This window comes from Pseudomonas asturiensis, assembly GCF_900143095.1.
GTDB lineage: Bacteria > Pseudomonadota > Gammaproteobacteria > Pseudomonadales > Pseudomonadaceae > Aquipseudomonas > Aquipseudomonas asturiensis.
This window is the reverse complement of sequence record NZ_FRDA01000004.1, coordinates 352494-371729: the sequence shown is the minus strand read 5'-3', so window position 1 is coordinate 371729 and position 19236 is coordinate 352494. Positions and strand designations below refer to the sequence as shown.

Here is a 19236-nt window from a genome sequence, read left to right as displayed (position 1 = left end):
CCTAGAGTTTCATTTGCCGGGGCACTGAACAGACCTGCTTGAGCGTCTGCCGCAACCAGCGGTGCGCCGGGTCATTGTCGAAGCGTGGGTGCCAGGCCTGATTGACCGATACGCCTTCCAGCGCCAGCGGAATCGCAAAGGCACGCATCTTCAGACCCATTTTTTTCAGGCCCCAGAGCACCGGCTCAGGCAACGACAGGATCAGGTCGGACTCGGCAACACCAAAAATCGCCGAGTGAAAATGCGGCGTGATCAGCGCGATGCGCCGCTCCAGCCCGAGTTCTGCCAGGGCTGGATCAATCGGTCCTCGGGCAAGCCCTCTGCGCGACACGCTGACGTGATCGAAGGCAGCGAACCGCTCGGGTGTAATCGGCCCGTCGAAGATCGGGTGCCCTTCCCGCGCCAGCCCGCAGAAGCGTGTATTGAATAGATTCTGAATCTTGATCTCTGGACCGAAATTGAGCCGTGACGAGATGTACAGATCGATCCTGCCTTCACGCAATGCGTCATCATCGCCAGCGCCTTCGGGCACAAAACGCAAGGTGCAGCCGGGCGCACCGACGCGGATCGCCTCCAGCACCCGCGCGCCGAAAGAGCCGAAGAACACGTCGTTGGAGCGCACATTGAAGCAGCGCTCCAGGGTGGTCATGTCCACGTCGTCACGCGCCTGAAACACCTGCGCTGCCTGCTCGACCAGCTCACGCACCTGCGCCTGCATGGCCAACGCACGGGGCGTCGGCACCAGCCCGCGCCCGGCACGCACCAGCACCGGATCGCCGGTGGCCTCGCGAATGCGCGTCAGCGTGCGGCTCATGGCCGCCGGACTCAGGTGCATGCGCCGCGCTGCGCCCACCACGCTGCCTTCGTCGAGCAAGGCATCCAGGGCGATCAACAGGTTCAGGTCAGGCAACTGCATAGGGCTATCCGCTGGCAAGGTCGCGCTGATGATAACGCGACTGACACGCGGCGGCAGGCCTGCGTGTCATGCCCCGTCCGGCTTATTCCTTGAACTTAACCTGCGGCGCGGACGCCTCACTCAGACACTTCCAGCCGAGAGAGCCCTCATGCTCACATCCCGCTTCGCCGACAACCAGGGTGCGCGCGATCAGCGCATCGTCATCAATACGTACACCACTGTACTGCGCAGACCTGGCGTCCCGCACGAACTGTTCGCCACGTACTGGCGCGATGTACATGGCCCGTTGTGCGCCCGTCTGGACGGGCTGGGCTGGTACGTGCAACACCATTTATCGCGCGAACAGGACGCTCACCTGTGGCCCATCATCGAAGACGTCCAGCCACTGGAAGGCTACGTGCTGGACGGTGGCGTGGAGATCGGCTTTCTGTCTGCCGAGGACCAGCAGCGCTTTCAGAAGGCCAGCGCGATTCTGTTTTCCGATGAGCAGAACATGTTCGAGGAAACCCTGGCCTACGATGTGCCGGACGGTTCCAGCACCCTGATGGATCGCCTGCCTGACCCGGCACCCAATGAAACCTCGACACTGGATCGTCTGCACCTGCACCTGCATCTGAACCCAGGCAACCTTGCCGCCGCACGTCAAGCCATCGACACGCTGGCCCGTGACCTGGCCGGTCTGGACGAGGTGCTCAAGCTGCGCCTGCACCTTGCAGACCCCTACAACAACGAACAGCCCGCACCGCCCGCTCCGGATGTCGCCCATTACGCCAGCGAACCGCGCCTGAACATCGTGTTCATGGAACTGACCTTCGAGTCAGCCTGGACCCGACGCACGTGCTACGCCAGCGAGCGCTTCAAGGCGATGACCCACGGCATCAGCGCCCATGTCAGCCACATCACGCCCTTCGGCGTCAGCGGCGTCTACACCTACGTACGCGACGGGGTCATGACGACGGCGGGTATTCGCGGCAGCCGACAGGCCGAACTGATTCGCCAACTGGGCGCGATCAACCAGACGCAGCCCGCAGTCGAAGCGCTCTTTGGTGCAGCGACCGTCGATGAAAAGCCCGCCGGGTGACAGCGGGGAGAACGGCTTTTATGCTGAGCGCCCTTTTCAGCCTGATCGCATACGCCATGACACCTGCCCCCACCTTGAGCGCCCGTGAGGCTTATCAACGCTTGAAAGAGGCAGCGCTGGGCGTACGCTCGCTGCGCCGCCTGGATCAGGGCGAGTCGACCCTGATACACGCCGACATCGAGGGCTGGCACCTGACGCTGGAAATGGCAGGCGACCGGGTGACCCGATGCCTGCGCTGTGTAAATGAGCACGGCCAGCAAGGGTCGGCGCAAGACTGGTCACGTACCGACCCGGTGAGCCTGCTCAGCGGATGGGAGCAGGCGCAGATCGAACGACTGCTGGGTCATCAGGACGCGTGAGTTTGCATTCAGGCAGCGCGACATTCGATCAGCAACCGATGCGGGATTTCTTCACGGCAGTCAAAGCGGACCGGCAGGAAACGCTCGATCACTGCAATATTGCTTCGCAGGTGGTTCGTCATTCGTAGCGTGCTGAAACTGCCGCCGCCAGCCAGTGCCATCGGTAACAGCAACTGATCCGCCAGGTGCTCGGCCACCGCTGCACCGCTCTGCAACCATTCGGCAGCTTTCACGATGACGCAGTCCGCCACAGCTTCTGCACGCAGGTTCGACTGGCCAAACGCCGTAAAGACCTCGGTCACCTGCTCATAATCGAAGACCAGTGACAACGCGTTGCCGGGCCCCTGCTCAGGGTCCAGCACAACCGTGTGCAATTGCTCAGGCAGCATCGACAGGCGCTGACCGACGCGGGCCAACTCACGCATCGCGACCTGTTCAGGCAGGCCTGCCGACAGCGCCACGGCATAACGCCCACGTTGCTCTCCGCGATCATGCACATGCAGGGGCGTCAACCGGGATGGCTTGATAACGGCCTGCACCTGCCCGCCTCCGGCAGGAACAAATCCGTGGCGCAGCAGCTTCAGCTCGATATCCACCCCCATACGTCGTAGCTGTGGCAGCCATGCCTGTTGCAGAAAGTCCACCGCAGGCGCCATCGGGTTATGCGTCCCGCCACTGATCACAATCTGACTGGGTTCGGCAACGTGCAGCAGCGCAGGCAGGAGTGTCTGTAATACCAGCGTGCAACTGCCTGCACTGCCAATCGCGAACTCGTACTGACCGGCCTGTACCTCTCCCGGCTCGAACCAGATCGCCTGAGCGCCCAGCTCGGCACCGCTGACCTGCGCGCCGCACACAGTAGCGGCCGCCAGCACCGCCGTCAGGTGCTGACGCAACAAGCCAGGCCGGCTGCGCTGACCGCGGATGTGATGAATGTGCAGCGCACGGCCGGTGACCATGGACAGGCTCAAGGCGCTGCGCAGGACCTGGCCACCGCCTGTGGAGCCATCCAGTTCGATGATGTCCCTGTTCATGTCTGGCTCCGTGCGTAACACGCGACAGTGTCCCTCAGGTAGCGATCCAGCAACGCACTGTCGCCCCGGGCTCTCGGCAACGCGGGCACGCTACGATCAAGCTCCGCCGCGATGAACGCGTGCAGTGCCGGACGCCTTGGCCCATAGGCAGCCTCATCGGCGCTGCGTTTGAGCACCAGCAGCTCAGAGACCTCATCGAGTAGCAGCGGGTCATCCACCGTACTCAACAGTTCTGCGAAGGTCATTGGCGGCCTGCCTCGCCCCTGATCGATCCAGCGCACTGCCAGCAAAGGCCTCAGCACGTAGAAGTATTTCTTGAAACGCACGCTTTCACCCTGCAGATAACCGCGGAAGTTCTTTCGGGCCATCGACAGGTAGTGGTGACGCGCAGCAGGCGGACTGTAGAACGCCTCGGCCAATGCCCGCAGCCGTGCGGTTGCCTCGGTTTCGCTGCGATACACCAGCGGCGAGTCGAGCCATTCGAGCAACGTCGGGTTGGACTTGCGCAACAACCCCAGGGTCTTGCGAAGCTCCCAGCCACTCACATCCAGCTCGTCATCAAGCGGACGCTCGATCACATCCCGACCTGAGTCAACCTGAACGAACCATTCAGGCTTTTCCACATAGACGAAGCGCACGTCGTAGTCGCTGTCGGTGGAGGCGAACCCCCAGGCACGACTGCCCGACTCGCAGGCGTACAACACCGTGACATTGCGCTCACGCTCGATGCGCGCAAGCTCATTCAGGACCCGCGCACGCATGGCGTCGTCAAGCGGATGAGACTCGGTAGATTCCCTTTTCATTTTCCTTCATTCCTTACCAGACGAAGCACCCTGTGCCCCGTCTACGATTTAACCTTTCACACACACCACCTGCCGCAGGGTGTGCATCACTTCCACCAGTTCACGCTGCGCATGCATGACCTTGTCGATGTCCTTGTAGGCCATCGGGATTTCATCAATGACCGCCGCATCCTTGCGGCACTCCACGTGCGCCGTGGCAAGGATCTGGTCCTCGACCGTGAACGTGCTCTTGGCTTTGGTACGGCTCATGGTGCGACCGGCACCGTGGCTGCAGGAGCAGAATGATTCCTCGTTGCCCAGTCCGCGCACGATGAAGCTTTTCGCGCCCATGGAACCCGGAATAATCCCCAGTTCACCCTTCCTCGCCGACACAGCACCTTTGCGGGTGACCAGCACGTCTTCGCCGAAATGCCGCTCTTTCTGCACGTAGTTGTGGTGACAGTTCACCGCTTCCAGCGCCACCTCAAAGGGCTTGCTGATGACCTTGCGAGTCGCCTGAATCACGGCCTGCATCATCAGTTCGCGGTTCTGCCGGGCGAAATCCTGAGCCCAGCCGACGGCCTGCACGTAATCATCGAAATGTTGACTGCCCTCCTCGAAGTACGCCAGATCGCGGTCCGGAAGGTTGGCGATGTGCTGACGCATATCGGCCTGTGCCATCTGGATGAACAGCGTACCGATTGCATTGCCCACGCCACGCGAGCCGCTGTGCAGCATGAACCAGACCCGGTCGGCTTCATCCAGGCAGACCTCGATGAAGTGGTTGCCCGAGCCCAGCGTACCCAGATGCTGACGGTTGTTGCTTTTGGCCAGTTGCGGGTACTTGTCCGTCAGCGCCTTGAAACCTGGCGCCAACGCCTCCCACACCTGATCGGCCTGCTGTGGAATATCGCCCCACGCGCCCTTGTCCCGACCGCCACGTGTCGAGGTCCGGCCATGAGGCACAGCCTGCTCGATCGCGCTACGAAGACCGAACAGGTTGTCCGGCAGGTCGTTTGCCGTGAGTGACGTGCGCGCAGCGATCATCCCGCAACCGATATCCACACCCACCGCCGCCGGAATAATTGCCCCCACGGTGGGGATCACGCTGCCAATGGTCGATCCCTTGCCCAGGTGGACATCAGGCATGACTGCCAGGTGCTTGAAGATGAAGGGCATGCTGGCCGTATTCATCAACTGCTGGCGCGCCTCGCTTTCCACAGGAACGCCTTGGGTCCACATCTTGATAGGCTTGCCGTTTGCGACTTCCAGCAATTGGTAGGTGGTCTTTTCCATGTTTTCTACTCTCTTCATGCCGAGGGTTCGGCGCACTGACTGGCCGGCGCTCGTATGGTAAAGCCGGCGATTTCCATGGATAAGGTATTGCAGCGGCCGTGCCAGCTTTCCAGCAACCCAGGCTTTTATTCATAACTTATTGTTTTTAAATGATTAAAAAATCAATTAGCTCTTAATGTCGTGAACACCCGAGACAGCATCGCGTTAAAAATCTATTATTTTTTATCGTCTTTTATCTCAAGGTATAAATATGACATCCAGACGCACCGTTGCGATCGGCTTCATCGGCGCAACCCTTGATCGCGTGGGCAAAGGTGCGAATCGCTGGAATCACTGGCGCCCCAGCGTCAGCCTGTGTCAGCAGGACGATGTGCTGATCCATCGCCTGGAACTGATCCACGGGATTGACGCCCGAGACGTCAGCCTGGCTCAGCGCGTGGCGGCCGATATCCGGCAAATTTCGCCGGAAACCGAGGTACGCCTGCACCCCATGACGTTGAAAAATCCGTGGGATTTCGAAGAGGTCTATGGTGCTCTGCACGACTTCACCACGGCCTACACCTTCGACACCGACCGCGAAGATTATCTGGTGCATATCACCACAGGTACTCACGTCGCCCAGATCTGCTGGTTCCTGCTGACCGAAGCCCGCTACCTGCCGGCCCGCCTGATTCAGACATCACCGTCAAAACGCAGCGATCCACACCAACCCGCCTCCGGCAAATACACGCTCATCGACCTGGACCTGTCTCGCTATGACCGCATCGCCTCGCGGTTTGCCAGCAAGCGCCTGGAAGGCCTGGCGTTCCTGAAGTCGGGCATCGCCACACGCAATCCGGCCTTCAATCGTTCCATTGAACAGATCGAGCGCGTAGCGGTACGTTCCAAGGCTCCCATGCTGCTGATCGGACCGACCGGCGCGGGCAAGTCATTTCTGGCAAGGCGAATCCACGAGCTCAAGCGCAATCGGCATCAGGTTCAGGGGCGCTTCGTGGAAGTGAACTGCGCCACCCTGCGAGGCGACGGAGCCATGTCGGCGCTGTTCGGTCATGTCAAAGGTGCGTTCACCGGGGCCCAGAACGCACGCGACGGCCTGCTGCGCTCTGCCGATGGCGGCATGCTGTTTCTGGATGAAATCGGCGAACTGGGCGCCGACGAGCAGGCCATGCTGCTCAAGGCCATCGAAGAAAAACGGTTTTTCCCCATGGGCTCCGACAAGGAGGTGGCCAGCGACTTCGTGATCATCGCAGGCACCCACCGAGACTTGCGCGAACGCGTGCTGCAAGGTCTCTTCCGGGAAGATTTGTATGCACGGATAAATCTCTGGACCTTCGAACTGCCAGGCCTGGCGGGACGCCGTGAGGACATCGAGCCCAACATTGATTTCGAGCTGGAGCGCCATGCACGGGAACTGGGTAGCATGGTCGGCTTCAATCAGCAGGCGCGCAGGCGCTATGTCACCTTCGCCTGCTCCAGCGAAGCGGTCTGGCTGGGCAACTTCCGTGAGCTGTCGGCCTCCATTACACGCATGGCCACACTGGCAGACAGCGGCCGCATTAATGAGGATCAGGTTGCAGAAGAAATCGACCGGCTGCGCTATGCCTGGGGCCTGAATCAGCCGCGCGAAACGACGACAGCACTGCTGGATGACAACCTCGAACTGGACCTGTTCGACCGGCTGCAGCTCAATGCAGTGCTTGAGGCCTGCAAAAAAGCCGACAGCCTGTCGAGCGCCGGACGCCAGTTGTTCGGGGTTTCACGCCTGAACAAGGCGAACCCCAATGATGCGGACAGGCTGCGTAAATACCTCGGCCGCTTCGGGATCGAATGGAAGCAGATACGCGAGCACTGAACCCCGCAGGCGCTGAACCCCAGGCTTCACGCCTGCACAAACACCGCACGCCCGATCGCCAGCGCCTTCGTCAACGTGACCGCCGGATCCTCTGTAAATAGCGCTTTCTGGCGGACCCAGCGTAGACCTGGATAAATTCTGCTCCACAGCGCCCATGACTTTGGCTAGACTCCGCTGACTGCTGAAACGTTTAATCCAGTCCAGCACACCCATAATTCCAATAATTCACAAGGATAAACCGATCATGAAAACCCTTCCCCTGCTGGTGGGCCTCAGCGCCCTCGCCGCCGCTTCAAGTACTTTCGCCTGGGACTACGTTCTGCTTGACGCCGACAAGGCTGCGCAGAACCAGCAGATCACCAGCGCGCAATTGGGCGTCAAGACCGACAAGCCGTTCACCATCACGATGCGCACGCTGCACGGTGGTCGTCAGGAAGGCGTGAGTATCATCGATATCGACAACGGCACCATGAAGCTCTCGGTGGTGCCGACGCGTGGCATGAACGTGCTGCAAGCCTCGGTCGGCGACGTACGCATGGGCTGGGATTCACCGGTCAAGGATGTGGTCAACCCGGCGTTCATCGAGCTTAACGGCCGGGGCGGTCTGGGCTGGCTGGAAGGCTTCAATGAGCTGGTCACCCGCTGCGGGTATGAGTGGGTCGGCCATCCAGGCATGGACAATGGCGAACTGCTGACCCTGCACGGTCGTGCCGCCAACATTCCGGCCAGCAAGGTGACACTGCATATCGATGAGAAACCGCCTTACGCGATTCGCCTCAAGGGCGAACTCAAGGAACAGGCATTCAAGAAAGTCGATTTCTCGGTGCAGACCGAACTGGTCACCGAGCCAGGCAGCACGAGCTTCTCGCTGAACGACACACTGACCAACAACGGCGACTATCCGAAGGAATACCAGGCGCTGTATCACAGCAACTTCAGTACCCCGTTCCTCGAACAGGGCGCGCGCTTCGAAGCGCCGGTCAAACAAGTGTCGCCGTTCAACGAGAAGGCCAAGGGTGATCTGGGCGACTGGCAGACCTACCGTGGGCCGACCCCTGACTATGACGAAACGGTCTACAACGTCGTGCCGTATGGCGATGCCAAGGGCGACACCGTCACCGTGCTGCACAACAAGGCCGGCAGCCTGGGCGTGGCGGTCGGCTTCAACACCCAGCAATTGCCGGTGTTCTCGCTGTGGAAAAATACCGACACCAAGGGCCAGGGCTACGTGACCGGTCTTGAGCCTGGCACCAGCTTCTCCTACAACCGCCGCTTCCAGCGTCCGTTGAAACTGGTACCGACCATCGCACCGAAAGAACAGCGTCAGTTCCAGATCAGCTACAGCCTGTTGGCAGACAAGGGTGCCGTCGACAAGGTGTTGGGCCAGATCAAGACCATTCAGGCGGGTCGCGACACCGAAGTGCGCAAAGAGCCGCTGGTGGACCTGACCAAGGAGTAATCGCACGCCTCTGACGAGGTTAAATCGCTGTTACACACCCAGGCCGGATTGGACGTACTGTCGTCGAATCCGGCCTTGTTTCATTCAGCGCGCACAACACTTGACGCTTTCGCCTGTCTACACCCTCTCAATCCCTCAATGACGAGCGCGACGATGAAAATCCTGATGGTTCTGACTTCACACGACCAACTGGGCGATACCGGCAAGAAAACCGGTTTCTGGCTCGAAGAATTTGCAGCGCCCTACTACGTGTTCAAAGACGCCGGTGCCGATGTCACGCTGGTCTCACCCGCAGGCGGACAGCCCCCGCTGGATCCCAAGAGCGACGAGCCGGACGCGCAAACCGCTGAAACCCAACGCTTCCGCGAAGACGCTGCGGCACAGAAAGCGCTGGCTAACACTGGCCGTCTGGCTGACGTCAAAGCTGACGACTTCGACGCCGTGTTTTACCCAGGCGGCCATGGCCCGCTGTGGGACCTGGCCGAAGATCCGCAATCCATTGCCCTGATTGAAGCCTTCGCCAAGGCCGACAAACCGCACGGACTGGTGTGCCACGCACCCGGCGTGCTGCGCAAGGTGCGTGGAAAAGACGGCGCGCCGCTGGTCAAGGGCCGCCGCGTCACCGGTTTCACCAACACCGAAGAGGAAGCGGTCGGCCTGACCGACGTCGTACCGTTTCTGGTCGAAGACATGCTCAAGGAGCTGGGCGGCGATTACTCCAAAACCGACGACTGGGGCGTTCACGTACTGACCGACGGCAAGCTGGTCACGGGGCAGAACCCTGCCAGCTCCGCTCAGGCGGCCAAGGACCTGATCACCTTGCTGAGCTGACCACGCCGACCCGGCGATGCACAGTGCAGCCGCCGGGTCGTCATCACGATAAATCGAATCTTGTACGTCCCACGCTGACCAATACTCAGAGAGCTCATTAATCTGGAGACTGGTCATGCCCAAAGAATCTGAACGCGAAGACCTCGATCACAAGCCGGAAAACGCTGGCAAGGTGGGCGAGAAGCACAAGCGACTCAACGAAGAAGGCGAACAGCCAAGGGCTCCCGCCGAACCTGATCCGCAGAAAACCCCCTGATCAGAGCAACCCCTGCTCGGCGCAGACCTTGACCACTTGCTCGCGAAACCAGCCGTTGGCTTCATCCTGATCGACCTGGGCGCTCCACACCATGTCCAGGGTAAAGCCAGGCAGATCCGGTGGCAGCTCAAACACCGCCACCCAAGGCTCGCTGCCCAGCAGGGTCTGGATGCGCCGTGGCAGCACCAGAATGAAATCCGTGCCTTCCAGCAACTGCAAGGCTGCGCGATAGCTATTGGCCCGCGCGACGATCTGGCGTCCCAGCCCCTGACGCTGCAGCCAGCCATCGACCATATTGGTCTCGGACGTCCACGGCGTCGGGTACACGTGAGGCCGCGTGGTAAACGTCTCAAGGTCAATCAGCGCTGTGAGTGGCGCGCGCTGGCTGTCCATCACGCAGACCAGATCATCCTCAAGCAGCACATGGGAGATCAGACTCTCCGGCACGCCATGAAACCCCGGCCCGAAACACAGCGCCAGATCGATAAGGCCATCGTTGAGCGGCTCGACCGGCAGGTGCCTGTCGAGCTTTTGAACGCTGACCGCCACCGAAAAGCCTGACGCGATGAACCCGCGCAGCAGATGCGGCAGTACCAGCAACTCGAAGTATTCGGGGGCGCACACGCTGAAGGTGGTTTGTCCGTTGCTCGGGTCGAACAGGTTCAGCCCGTTATGACAGAGATTGACCTTGTGCAGGATCTGCTGCACATGACTGTGCATGGCAATGGCCTTGCGCGTGGGGCGCATGCCGTTGCGGGTACTGATGAACAGGTCATCCTCGAAATTGGCCCGCAGCTTCTTGAGGCAGTAGCTGACCGTGGACTGGCTGACGTGCAGCGCTTCCGACACCAGGGTCAGGTTGCGCTGCTCGAAGACCGATACAAAGACCATCAGGTCCTGCATGTCCAGCTTTCTAAGGGCATTACTGTTGAGCATCGAGCGATCTCGTAGGCACTGCGATCGGACCATCGCCCACAAGATAACATCAAAACGCAATCAGGCCGTCTTCTCGTCAGCGATACGGGTATGCGCCGCTGACCCGCGCAGATGCCCGGCATAGTGTCGTGGATTGAAGCGCGCCACCATCAGCAGCATCACGGCAATCAGCCCGATCAACGACCACCAGGCGCCGGAAAAGCTGCCCGTCACGTCACGGACCATGCCTGCCAGTAGAGGTGACAGCCCCGCGATCAGATAGCCCACGCCTTGAACGAACGCCGTCAGGCTGCCCGCCTGCCGAGGATCATCGTAGTGGTCCATGGAAACGATCAGGCTCATGGGGAACAGACCGCCGATGCCCAAGCCCAGCAGTCCGGTCCATACCAGGCTGAAGTGGTGCGGCATCAGAATCAGGCCCATGAACCCGACCACCATCAGGCTTAACAGCGGCGTCAGCACCAGACGCTTGTCGCGGCTGCGATTGGCCAGCGCGGGTGTCAACAGGCCGGACACCACTTCCATCAGCGTCAGGTAGCCCAGCAGCAAACCGGCGTCCTGCTCACTCCAGCCATTTTCCAGGCAGTACGGCGCCAGCCAGGCCAGCACGCACGTGTAGCACGCGGTGCCCAGGCCAAAAAAGACACCCAGAGTCCAGGCCCGTGGCAGGCGAGAAAATGATGGCTTGCGCGATGGCCCGCAAGGCATGAGGTCTCTGAACGCGGTGCGCTGCGCCAACCAGAAACACAGCGCCAGCAACGCCAGCACAGCCCAGATCGCCAACCCGAAACGCCAACTGCCAGTGCGCGCAAGCATCATCGGACTGAAGGACGCGGCAATGGCCGCCCCGCCCATGATTGCGGTGACGTACAACCCCATGCACAGCGAGACATTGGCCGTGAAGCGCGACTTGATCAAACCAGGCATCACCGCCTGAATCATCGCGATACCCAGCCCTGCGAGGACGGCACTGGCAATCAGTTCAGCGGCAGAATCGAGAAACAGCCGGGCCAGGGTGGCGACGCCGATCAGCGCCAGCGACAGCATCACCGTGCGATGCGAGCCCATGCGCCGGGCAATCCCCATACCGACGAACATCGCCAGCCCCATGGTCATGACCGGCAACATGGTCAGCAGCGAGGCGGCTGTAAAGCCCATTGCAATGTCCAGGCGGATGGCCGACAACAAAGGGCCGATCGCTGCCATTGAAGGGCGCAGGTTCAACGCCACCAGCACCACACCAACCATCAACCAGACACCCTGAAACGTGGCAGGTGGAACTGTAGAGCCGCGTACACCTTGCATATCACCTCCTGACTGAATCGAGGCGATGATTAGGCAGGCGCTGCGTGTGGGCGGCAAATCAAAATCTGGGCGCTGCTATCGAGAAATCAGATCACGCTGTTGCAAAAACCCTCTCAGGCGCTTTGTCGACGGCAAGTGCAGGAGGCGCTATGGCTTTCAGGTTCAATGTCCGGCGCGGCCATCTCATCCACCCCCATCCACCAGGTCATCCCGCGGCAGGGATAATCCAGGTAGAACGGCTGGCCCATCATGGGCGTGGTAATGGTCACGTTCTGCTCCCAGGCCAGCGCCAGAATCCGGTCGAAGGGCTCGTGCCAGGCGTGCATCGACAGGTCGAACGTGCCGTTGTGGATCGGCAGCAACCAGCGCCCGCGCAGGTCGAGATGCGCCTGCAGCGTTTCTTCCGGCTGCATGTGCACCTGCGGCCACTCGACGTTGTAGGCACCGGTTTCCATCAGCGTCAGGTCGAAAGGCCCGTACTGCTCGCCGATGGTCTTGAAACCATCGAAATAGCCGCTGTCACCGCTGAAGAAAATCCGTTGCTGATCGTTGATCATGACCCAGGACGCCCACAGCGTCTGGTTGCTGTCGCGTAACGTGCGGCCGGAGAAATGCTGCGACGGCGTGGCAACAAACGTCATGCCTGCAACCTCGGTGGACTGCCACCAGTTCAGTTGACGCACTTTGTGCGCAGGCACCCCCCACTCGATCAGCGTGTCACCCACACCCAGCGGCGCGATGAAATGCTCGGTCTTGGCCGTCAATGCCTTGATCGCCATGCGGTCCAGGTGGTCGTAATGGTTGTGCGAGAGGATCACCGCAGTAATGGGCGGCAGGTCGTCCAGGCTGATGGGCGGCTGATGAAAGCGTTGCGGCCCGGCCCACTGCACCGGCGATGCGCGCTCGGCAAACACCGGATCGGTCAGCCAGAAGCGGTTACGCAGCTTCAGCAAAACCGTCGAGTGCCCAAGGCGATACACCGTATTGTCAGGCGCGGCCAGCAGTTGCTGGCGCGACAGCGGCTGCACCGGCACCTCGCCAGCCGGACGCGTATCCTTGGGTTTGTTGAACGCCTGGTCCCAGAAGATACCCAGTGTTCGCACCAGACTGAACGGCTTCATGGGCGCATGATTACGATAACGCCCCTCGTGACGAGACAGGACGGGCAGTGAAGAAACATCCGTTTTCTGGTGTGTCGTGGCCATGGTTTGCTGACTCCCTGGGACAGGTTGAGGCTCAGCCGTGCACAATTCTTACGCGATCCCGTTGCGGGATGTTCGATGTCAATAACGTAGCATCAAATATATCGCATCAAATGTGTAACAGTTTTTTACACTACACGGTGTAGTTTTAAGCTTGCATGATCGGCCGCGACAAGTAAACTGCCGAGTGTAATTTTTCTCTAAACGCACGTTTGAAGCGAACCTATGACAGCACCCATGCGCCTCACCGATCAGAAACGCGAAGCCATCGTCCTGGCAGCTATTGCCGAGTTCGGTGACCGTGGATTCGAGGTCACCAGCATGGACCGCATCGCCGCACGCGCCGAGGTTTCCAAGCGCACGGTCTACAACCATTTCCCCAGCAAGGAAGAGCTCTTTGCCGAGATCCTCCAGCGCCTGTGGAACTGCTCTCCTCCTCAGTCGAACGTGGTGTATCACGCCGATGTGGGCCTGCGTGAACAGTTACGCGATCTGTTGTGGGGCAAGATGCGCACGCTTAACGACAGCAGTTTTCTGGACCTTGCACGGGTGGTGGTCGGGGCAACCATCCACTCCCCCGAGCGGGCTCAGGTCTGGCTGGCACGCATCAACGAGCGTGAAGAAACCTTCAGCGCCTGGATACGTGCCGCACAGAAGGACGGGCGCCTCAAGGCCGTCGATCCAGGTTTTGCTGCCACACAGATGCACGCACTGCTCAAGTCCTTCGCCTTCTGGCCGCAGGTGACGTTCAATGCCGAGCTGCTCAGCGCAGAAAAACAGGACGAGGTCGTGGAATCTGCACTGAACCTGTTCCTGGGCTGGTACGAAAAACCGACCGAGCCCTGATCGGCTCCAAACGCCCTGCCGGAGACCGACATGCTGTACGACCTGCTGATTCGCGACGCCTGGGTGATTGATGGCAGCGACACGCCGGGCTGTCGCGCCGACGTGGCGATTCATGAGGGTCGCATCCAGCGAATCGGCGCACTGCATGACGTCGCTGCCAGAGAACGGGTCAACGCCAACGGCCGCGTACTGGCGCCAGGTTTCATTGACGTTCACACCCACGACGACACCGTGGTGATTCGCAAACCCGCCATGCTGCCCAAGATCAGTCAGGGTGTGACCACTGTCATCGTCGGCAATTGCGGGATCAGCGCCTCGCCCGTCAGCCTTGCCGGCGAGCCGCCCGACCCGATGAACCTGCTGGGTTCAGCCAGTGCGTTTGTCTATCCGCGTTTTGCCGATTACCGCGCCGCCGTCGAAACAGCGCGGCCTGCCGTCAATGTCGCGGCCCTGATCGGCCACACCGCCCTGCGCAGCAACCACATGGACAACCTGCTGCGTACCGCCAGCGCGAGCGAGATCCAGGCCATGCGCAAGCAACTGCACGACAGCCTGGCGGACGGTGCGCTGGGGCTGTCCACCGGGCTGGCCTATGCCTCGGCGTTCGATGCCGAAACGGACGAGGTCATGCAACTGGCCGAAGAGCTGACAAGCGTCGGCGCGGTGTACACCACTCATCTGCGCAGCGAGTTCGAGCCGGTACTGGAAGCCATGGACGAAGCGTTTCGCATTGGTCACCACGCCAGGGTGCCGGTGATCATTTCACACCTCAAATGTGCGGGTGCGGGCAATTGGGGCCGCAGTCCGCAGTTGCTGGCGGCGCTGGAAAACGCTGCCGCGACCCACCCGGTAGGCTGCGACTGCTATCCCTATGCCGCCAGTTCCTCGACGCTGGATCTCAAACAGGTCACCGATGCGTTCCGCATCACCATCACCTGGTCCACGCCGCACCCGGATCAGAGCGGGCGCGACCTTGCAGACATCGCTGCTGACTGGAGCCTGTCCCTGCTGGAGACCGCACGTCGTCTGCAGCCTGCCGGCGCGGTGTATTACGGCATGGATGAAGCGGACGTGGAACGCATTCTCAGCCATCCGCTGACCATGATCGGCTCTGACGGGCTGCCGGAAGACCCCTTTCCGCATCCACGTCTGTGGGGGGCGTTTCCACGGGTACTTGGGCATTTCAGTCGCGACCGGAAGCTGTTCGAGCTGCACACGGCCGTGCACAAGATGACCGGTCTTTCGGCTGCACGTTTCGGTCTGCACCAGCGCGGCTTGATACGTGAAGGCTACTGGGCGGATCTGGTGCTGTTCGACCCGATGCGGATCAAGGACATTGCCGACTTCGACGACCCGCAGCGCGCCGCCGAGGGCATCGACCGCGTGTGGGTCAATGGCAGGGCGAGCTATGCAGACGGTCAGGCGAGTCCTGAACGATGGGGGCAGTTTTTGCCCCGCTCGGGCTCTTTGCTTGCCGGTTTCGCGCAGCGCTGAACAAGGGTGTCCCGCCGTCAGCCGATCACGGTGCCACGACACTCGCCAAAGCCGATGGACACCTGCCCCTCACGACGACAGCGCGCACGCAGAATCACCTCATCGCCAGGCTCCAGGAAACGTCGCTCCTGCCCATTGGGCAGCGTCACTACCTGTTTGCCGCCCTCGGTCATCTCCAGCAGGCTGCCGAGCTGGCCTGCCTGCGGACCGGACAAGGTGCCAGTGCCCAACAGATCACCCGGCTGCAACTTGCAGCCATTGACGCTGTGGTGCGCGACCATCTGCGCCACGGTCCAGTACATGTTCAGAGAATTGCTCAGGGCCAGCCTGTGCGCGCCGACCCCATCAGCCTTCATCTTTTCGGTCAGCAGCAGGACTTCAAGCTCGATGTCCAGCGCCCCGCTCTCCTGGTCCGAAGGATCGAGCAGATACGGCAACGGCTGCGGATCACCTTCCGGGCGTGCTGGCTGAGCGATACGGAAAGGCTCCAGCGCTTCTGCGGTGACCACCCAGGGCGAAATCGTGGTCGCGAAACTCTTGGACAGGAACGGCCCCAAAGGCTGGTATTCCCACGCTTGAATGTCGCGTGCCGACCAGTCATTGAGCAGGCAGAACCCGGCGATATGCTGGCTGGCGTGTGCGATATCGATGGCGTCGCCCTGGGCGTTGCCCGGCCCGATCCAGACACCCATTTCCAGTTCGTAGTCCAGCCGCTTGCAGGGGCCGAAGGTCGGGGCATCCTGGCCCGGCGCGAGGGTCTGACCCTTCGGACGCTTGATCGCCGTGCCGGAAACGCACAGCGTAGAGGCGCGGCCGTGGTAGGCGATGGGCACATATTTGTAATTGGGTAACAACGGATTGTCGGGACGAAACAGCTTGCCGACGTTCAGCGCGTGATGGATGCCGACGTAGAAATCCGTGTAGTCGCCCACCCTGGCAGGCACGTGCATGCGGCAGTCCTTCATGGGCAGCAACACCTGATCGGCAGTGGCTTGCGCGAGCGGGTTAGCCTCATCCAGCAACTGCAGCAGTGCGGCACGCAGGGTTCGACGCGCCGGCGCGCCGAGGGCGAAGAAGTCATTGAGCTGATCGCGACTGGCAATATCGGCGACCTCGGCAGCCGGACCGTCGAACAGACCGGCCTGCACGGCAGCCTGCAGATCCAGAATGCTATCGCCAACGGCGACGCCGCCACGCGGCCCGGAGTCTGCGTGGCTGAACACCCCCAGCGGCAGGTTCTGCAGAGGGAAATCAGCGTGGCCATTGGCAGACGTCACCCAGCTGCGGCGGTTCGAAGCGATAGTCATCAGGGCAGTTCCTTGGTGAAAGTCTTGGCCATGCCGTTCCAGCAGGCGTCGTAATCGGTTTGCAATTGCGCGCACTCCAGGGCGTAGCGACTCGGACGCAGCACCTTGCCGGTCTCGAACATGAACGCCATGGTGTTTTCGATCTTGTGCGGTTTGAGCTCGGCAGCCGTGGCTTTTTCAGCCGTGATGTTGTCGGGGCCGTGCGCGCTCATGCAGTTATGCAAAGAAGAGCCGCCGGGCATGAAGCCTTCGGCTTTGGCGTCGTAGGCACCGTCGATCAAACCCATGAATTCGTTCATCAGGTTGCGATGGAACCAGGGCGGCCGAAAGGTATTTTCCGCCACCATCCAGCGCGGAGGAAAGATCACGAAATCGACATTGGCCTGACCATGAACAGCGCCGGGCGAAGTCAAAACCGTGAAGATCGACGGGTCGGGATGATCGAAACTGACGGTGCCCATGGTGTTGAAACGGCGCAGGTCATATTTGTACGGCACATTGTTGCCATGCCAGCCGACCACGTCGAACGGCGAGTGATCCAGTTGCGTGGCCCACAGCTCACCGAGGAACTTCTGTACCAGCTCTACAGGCTCGTCACGCTCCTCGAACCAGGCCACCGGGACGATGAAATCTCGCGGGTTGGCCAGACCATTACTGCCAATCGGCCCCAGGTCAGGCAGGCGCAGGGCAGAGCCGTGGTTCTCGCACACATAACCACGCGCGCTGGCGTCGAGCAATTGCACGCTGAACTTCATGCCACGCGGCAGTACGGCAATTTCCTGCGGCTCGATGTCCAGCAGGCCCAGCTCGGTAATCAATCGCAGGCGGCCCTGTTGCGGCACGATCAGCCATTCCCCGTCAGCGTTGAAGAACGCCCGCTGCATCGACGTATTGGCCGCGTACACATAGACGCTGACGCCGTCGGCCTGATCGGCGGCCGAGGTGCTTGCCAGCGAGATCAGGCCGTCAAGGAAGTCAGCGGGTTCAGCCGGAATATCGAAAGCATTCCAGCGCAAGCGGTTGGGCGTGATCGGTCCCTGCCCGCTTCCAGTGATCTGCCGCGTCATGCGCTGATAGGCGGGATGCGCCGCCGAAGGCTTGATCCGGTACAGCCAGCTGCGGCGCGCTTCGCCGCGCGAAACGGTAAAGGCCGTGCCTGACAACTGCTCGGCATACAGGCCCAAAGGATGTTTCTGTGGTGAATTCTGACCGACCGGCAATGCAGCGGGCAGCGCTTCACTGCTGAACTGATTACCGAACCCCGTCTGATAGACCAGCGGCTCGTGAGGGAAATGTGCAGGCATCTGGACCTCTTGTTGTTATCGAGTGTTGTTATCGGGTCACTCAACTGTCGATGTATTGCTTAAATCGTAAATCAATTACGCATAACGTAATTTGAGTTTGCAGACCGGTCAAGCTATAAAGCTGCCTTTCCAGACCGGCGCACGATCCCATGACTCAAGAGACAGAACGTACGGCCAGCGGACGCCAACAGAAGGTGCAGGCCGCTGAAGTGGGCCTGGGCGTACTCAAGGCGCTGGCTGAACTGTCACCCGCCACTTCGCTGTCGAAACTGGCCGAGCATCTGGGCATGCCTGCCGCCAAGGTTCATCGCTATCTGCAGGCGCTGGTCGCCAGTGGCTTCGCTGAACAGGACGCTGTGACCAGCCACTACGGTCTGGGTCGCGAGGCCTTGCAGGTCGGTCTGGCTTCACTGGGCAAGCTGGATGTGCTGAAAGTCTCTGCACCCTGGCTGGCGAACCTGCGCGACGAGCTGAACCAGACCTGCTTTCTGGCGGTGTGGGGCAACAAGGGGCCGACCGTGGTGTACGTCGAGCCGTCGATGGGTGCGGTGACACTGGTCACGCAGATCGGCTCGGTGCTGCCGCTGCTCAGTTCATCCACGGGCATGGTGTTCGAGAGTTTCCTGAAAACGCCGGAAACCGCGCCGCTGCGCGCACGGGAAGCTCCACACCTGAATGCCGCTCAGTTGAAGGAGATCGACCTTCATCTGACGCAGATCCGCACGATGGGTGTGCATCAGATTCAAGGGCTGCTGATGCCAGGCATCAACGCAGCATCGTGCCCGCTGTTTGCCATGGGCGACAAGCTGGTCGGCGTGATCACGGTTGTCGGTCCGGGCTCGATCCTGACTGATCAGGTACAGAGCATCGCCGCCACACGCCTGCTGGAAACGGCGACCGCCATCAGCGAACGTATGGGCGGTACGATGCCTGCCTGAAGGTCGTACCCGGCGCCTGAGGCGCCGGGCATTGATGA

18 protein-coding genes are annotated in these 19236 nt (G+C 60.9%); 9 read left to right on the top strand and 9 right to left on the bottom strand.

What is annotated here, in order from left to right:
• Window position 1: 1 nt before the first annotated feature.
• Window positions 2-916 (bottom strand): LysR family transcriptional regulator, encoded by a 915-nt coding sequence (locus BUB69_RS09765; RefSeq protein ID WP_073165306.1) that lies wholly within the window; start codon window positions 914-916, stop codon window positions 2-4.
• Between the two features lie 148 nt (window positions 917-1064).
• Here BUB69_RS09765 and BUB69_RS09760 point away from each other — a divergent pair, with 148 nt between their 5' ends.
• Together BUB69_RS09760 and BUB69_RS09755 are read left to right on the top strand one after the other, a co-directional pair.
• A complete protein-coding gene (locus tag BUB69_RS09760; RefSeq protein WP_073165303.1) occupies window positions 1065-1997 on the top strand; it encodes an EthD domain-containing protein in 933 nt (310 codons plus the stop codon).
• 20 nt (window positions 1998-2017) lie between these two features.
• Entirely contained in the window at window positions 2018-2356 is a 339-nt protein-coding gene (locus BUB69_RS09755; protein ID WP_240033522.1) for a DUF7693 family protein, read from the top strand.
• Window positions 2357-2364: 8 nt separating this feature from the next.
• On the opposite strand, the gene rtcA is transcribed toward BUB69_RS09755, so the two are convergent.
• The 3 genes from rtcA to BUB69_RS09740 are packed head-to-tail and all read right to left on the bottom strand — an operon-like array spanning window position 2365 to window position 5468.
• Window positions 2365-3390: an RNA 3'-terminal phosphate cyclase gene (rtcA, locus tag BUB69_RS09750; RefSeq protein WP_073165300.1), complete on the bottom strand. Its 1026-nt coding sequence runs from the start codon at window positions 3388-3390 to the stop codon at window positions 2365-2367.
• Window positions 3387-4193, bottom strand: coding sequence for a nucleotidyltransferase domain-containing protein (locus BUB69_RS09745; RefSeq protein ID WP_073165297.1), 807 nt, complete (start codon window positions 4191-4193; stop codon window positions 3387-3389). Before BUB69_RS09745 ends, rtcA begins: the two co-directional genes overlap by 4 nt.
• A gap of 48 nt (window positions 4194-4241) precedes the next feature.
• Window positions 4242-5468 carry an RtcB family protein gene (locus BUB69_RS09740; RefSeq protein ID WP_073165294.1) on the bottom strand — a complete coding sequence of 409 codons (1227 nt, stop codon included), beginning with the start codon at window positions 5466-5468 and terminating at the stop codon, window positions 4242-4244.
• Between the two features lie 250 nt (window positions 5469-5718).
• Here BUB69_RS09740 and rtcR point away from each other — a divergent pair, with 250 nt between their 5' ends.
• The 4 genes from rtcR to BUB69_RS09720 all read left to right on the top strand — a co-directional run bounded on the left by rtcR (window position 5719) and on the right by BUB69_RS09720 (window position 9866).
• On the top strand, window positions 5719-7320 hold the full coding sequence (rtcR, locus tag BUB69_RS09735) for an RNA repair transcriptional activator RtcR (RefSeq protein WP_073165290.1): 1602 nt from the start codon (window positions 5719-5721) through the stop codon (window positions 7318-7320).
• A 244-nt stretch (window positions 7321-7564) separates the two neighbouring features.
• Window positions 7565-8779: an aldose 1-epimerase family protein gene (locus tag BUB69_RS09730; protein ID WP_024695576.1), complete on the top strand. Its 1215-nt coding sequence runs from the start codon at window positions 7565-7567 to the stop codon at window positions 8777-8779.
• Window positions 8780-8932: 153 nt separating this feature from the next.
• Window positions 8933-9610, top strand: coding sequence for a type 1 glutamine amidotransferase domain-containing protein (locus tag BUB69_RS09725; protein WP_073165288.1), 678 nt, complete (start codon window positions 8933-8935; stop codon window positions 9608-9610).
• 115 nt (window positions 9611-9725) lie between these two features.
• Window positions 9726-9866: a hypothetical protein gene (locus tag BUB69_RS09720; protein WP_073165286.1), complete on the top strand. Its 141-nt coding sequence runs from the start codon at window positions 9726-9728 to the stop codon at window positions 9864-9866.
• On the opposite strand, the gene BUB69_RS09715 is transcribed toward BUB69_RS09720, so the two are convergent.
• The 3 genes from BUB69_RS09715 to BUB69_RS09705 all read right to left on the bottom strand — a co-directional run bounded on the left by BUB69_RS09715 (window position 9867) and on the right by BUB69_RS09705 (window position 13312).
• Complete coding sequence (locus BUB69_RS09715; protein ID WP_073165284.1) at window positions 9867-10802, bottom strand: LysR family transcriptional regulator; 936 nt, start codon at window positions 10800-10802, stop codon at window positions 9867-9869. It abuts the gene before it with no gap.
• A 60-nt stretch (window positions 10803-10862) separates the two neighbouring features.
• Complete coding sequence (locus BUB69_RS09710; RefSeq protein ID WP_073165282.1) at window positions 10863-12107, bottom strand: cyanate transporter; 1245 nt, start codon at window positions 12105-12107, stop codon at window positions 10863-10865.
• 113 nt (window positions 12108-12220) lie between these two features.
• The gene (locus BUB69_RS09705; protein WP_073165279.1) at window positions 12221-13312 is read right to left on the bottom strand and encodes an MBL fold metallo-hydrolase; all 1092 of its coding nucleotides are present in this window, start codon (window positions 13310-13312) and stop codon (window positions 12221-12223) included.
• Window positions 13313-13534: 222 nt separating this feature from the next.
• Between BUB69_RS09705 and BUB69_RS09700 the strand changes: the two genes are divergently transcribed.
• Window positions 13535-14155: a TetR/AcrR family transcriptional regulator gene (locus BUB69_RS09700; protein WP_073165275.1), complete on the top strand. Its 621-nt coding sequence runs from the start codon at window positions 13535-13537 to the stop codon at window positions 14153-14155.
• Between the two features lie 30 nt (window positions 14156-14185).
• Complete coding sequence (locus BUB69_RS09695; RefSeq protein WP_073165271.1) at window positions 14186-15649, top strand: N-acyl-D-amino-acid deacylase family protein; 1464 nt, start codon at window positions 14186-14188, stop codon at window positions 15647-15649.
• Between the two features lie 17 nt (window positions 15650-15666).
• On the opposite strand, the gene fahA is transcribed toward BUB69_RS09695, so the two are convergent.
• Together fahA and hmgA are read right to left on the bottom strand one after the other, a co-directional pair.
• On the bottom strand, window positions 15667-16956 hold the full coding sequence (fahA, locus tag BUB69_RS09690) for a fumarylacetoacetase (RefSeq protein ID WP_073165268.1): 1290 nt from the start codon (window positions 16954-16956) through the stop codon (window positions 15667-15669).
• On the bottom strand, window positions 16956-18260 hold the full coding sequence (hmgA, locus tag BUB69_RS09685; protein WP_073165264.1) for a homogentisate 1,2-dioxygenase: 1305 nt from the start codon (window positions 18258-18260) through the stop codon (window positions 16956-16958). The genes fahA and hmgA overlap by 1 nt, the downstream gene beginning before the upstream one ends.
• A gap of 149 nt (window positions 18261-18409) precedes the next feature.
• Here hmgA and BUB69_RS09680 point away from each other — a divergent pair, with 149 nt between their 5' ends.
• Entirely contained in the window at window positions 18410-19198 is a 789-nt protein-coding gene (locus BUB69_RS09680) for an IclR family transcriptional regulator (protein WP_073165261.1), read from the top strand.
• The last annotated feature ends 38 nt before the right edge of the window (window positions 19199-19236 follow it).

Coding starts and splice junctions, on each gene's coding strand:
- BUB69_RS09680 (WP_073165261.1), top strand. CDS start 18,410: ATGACTCAAGAGACAGAACGTACGGCCAGCGGACGCCAACAGAAGGTG.
- BUB69_RS09715 (WP_073165284.1), bottom strand. CDS start 10,802: ATGCTCAACAGTAATGCCCTTAGAAAGCTGGACATGCAGGACCTGATG.
- hmgA (WP_073165264.1), bottom strand. CDS start 18,260: ATGCCTGCACATTTCCCTCACGAGCCGCTGGTCTATCAGACGGGGTTC.
- BUB69_RS09725 (WP_073165288.1), top strand. CDS start 8,933: ATGAAAATCCTGATGGTTCTGACTTCACACGACCAACTGGGCGATACC.
- BUB69_RS09720 (WP_073165286.1), top strand. CDS start 9,726: ATGCCCAAAGAATCTGAACGCGAAGACCTCGATCACAAGCCGGAAAAC.
- BUB69_RS09760 (WP_073165303.1), top strand. CDS start 1,065: ATGCTCACATCCCGCTTCGCCGACAACCAGGGTGCGCGCGATCAGCGC.
- BUB69_RS09740 (WP_073165294.1), bottom strand. CDS start 5,468: ATGGAAAAGACCACCTACCAATTGCTGGAAGTCGCAAACGGCAAGCCT.
- BUB69_RS09755 (WP_240033522.1), top strand. CDS start 2,018: ATGCTGAGCGCCCTTTTCAGCCTGATCGCATACGCCATGACACCTGCC.
- fahA (WP_073165268.1), bottom strand. CDS start 16,956: ATGACTATCGCTTCGAACCGCCGCAGCTGGGTGACGTCTGCCAATGGC.
- rtcA (WP_073165300.1), bottom strand. CDS start 3,390: ATGAACAGGGACATCATCGAACTGGATGGCTCCACAGGCGGTGGCCAG.
- BUB69_RS09705 (WP_073165279.1), bottom strand. CDS start 13,312: ATGGCCACGACACACCAGAAAACGGATGTTTCTTCACTGCCCGTCCTG.
- BUB69_RS09730 (WP_024695576.1), top strand. CDS start 7,565: ATGAAAACCCTTCCCCTGCTGGTGGGCCTCAGCGCCCTCGCCGCCGCT.
- rtcR (WP_073165290.1), top strand. CDS start 5,719: ATGACATCCAGACGCACCGTTGCGATCGGCTTCATCGGCGCAACCCTT.
- BUB69_RS09710 (WP_073165282.1), bottom strand. CDS start 12,107: ATGCAAGGTGTACGCGGCTCTACAGTTCCACCTGCCACGTTTCAGGGT.
- BUB69_RS09745 (WP_073165297.1), bottom strand. CDS start 4,193: ATGAAAAGGGAATCTACCGAGTCTCATCCGCTTGACGACGCCATGCGT.
- BUB69_RS09700 (WP_073165275.1), top strand. CDS start 13,535: ATGACAGCACCCATGCGCCTCACCGATCAGAAACGCGAAGCCATCGTC.
- BUB69_RS09695 (WP_073165271.1), top strand. CDS start 14,186: ATGCTGTACGACCTGCTGATTCGCGACGCCTGGGTGATTGATGGCAGC.
- BUB69_RS09765 (WP_073165306.1), bottom strand. CDS start 916: ATGCAGTTGCCTGACCTGAACCTGTTGATCGCCCTGGATGCCTTGCTC.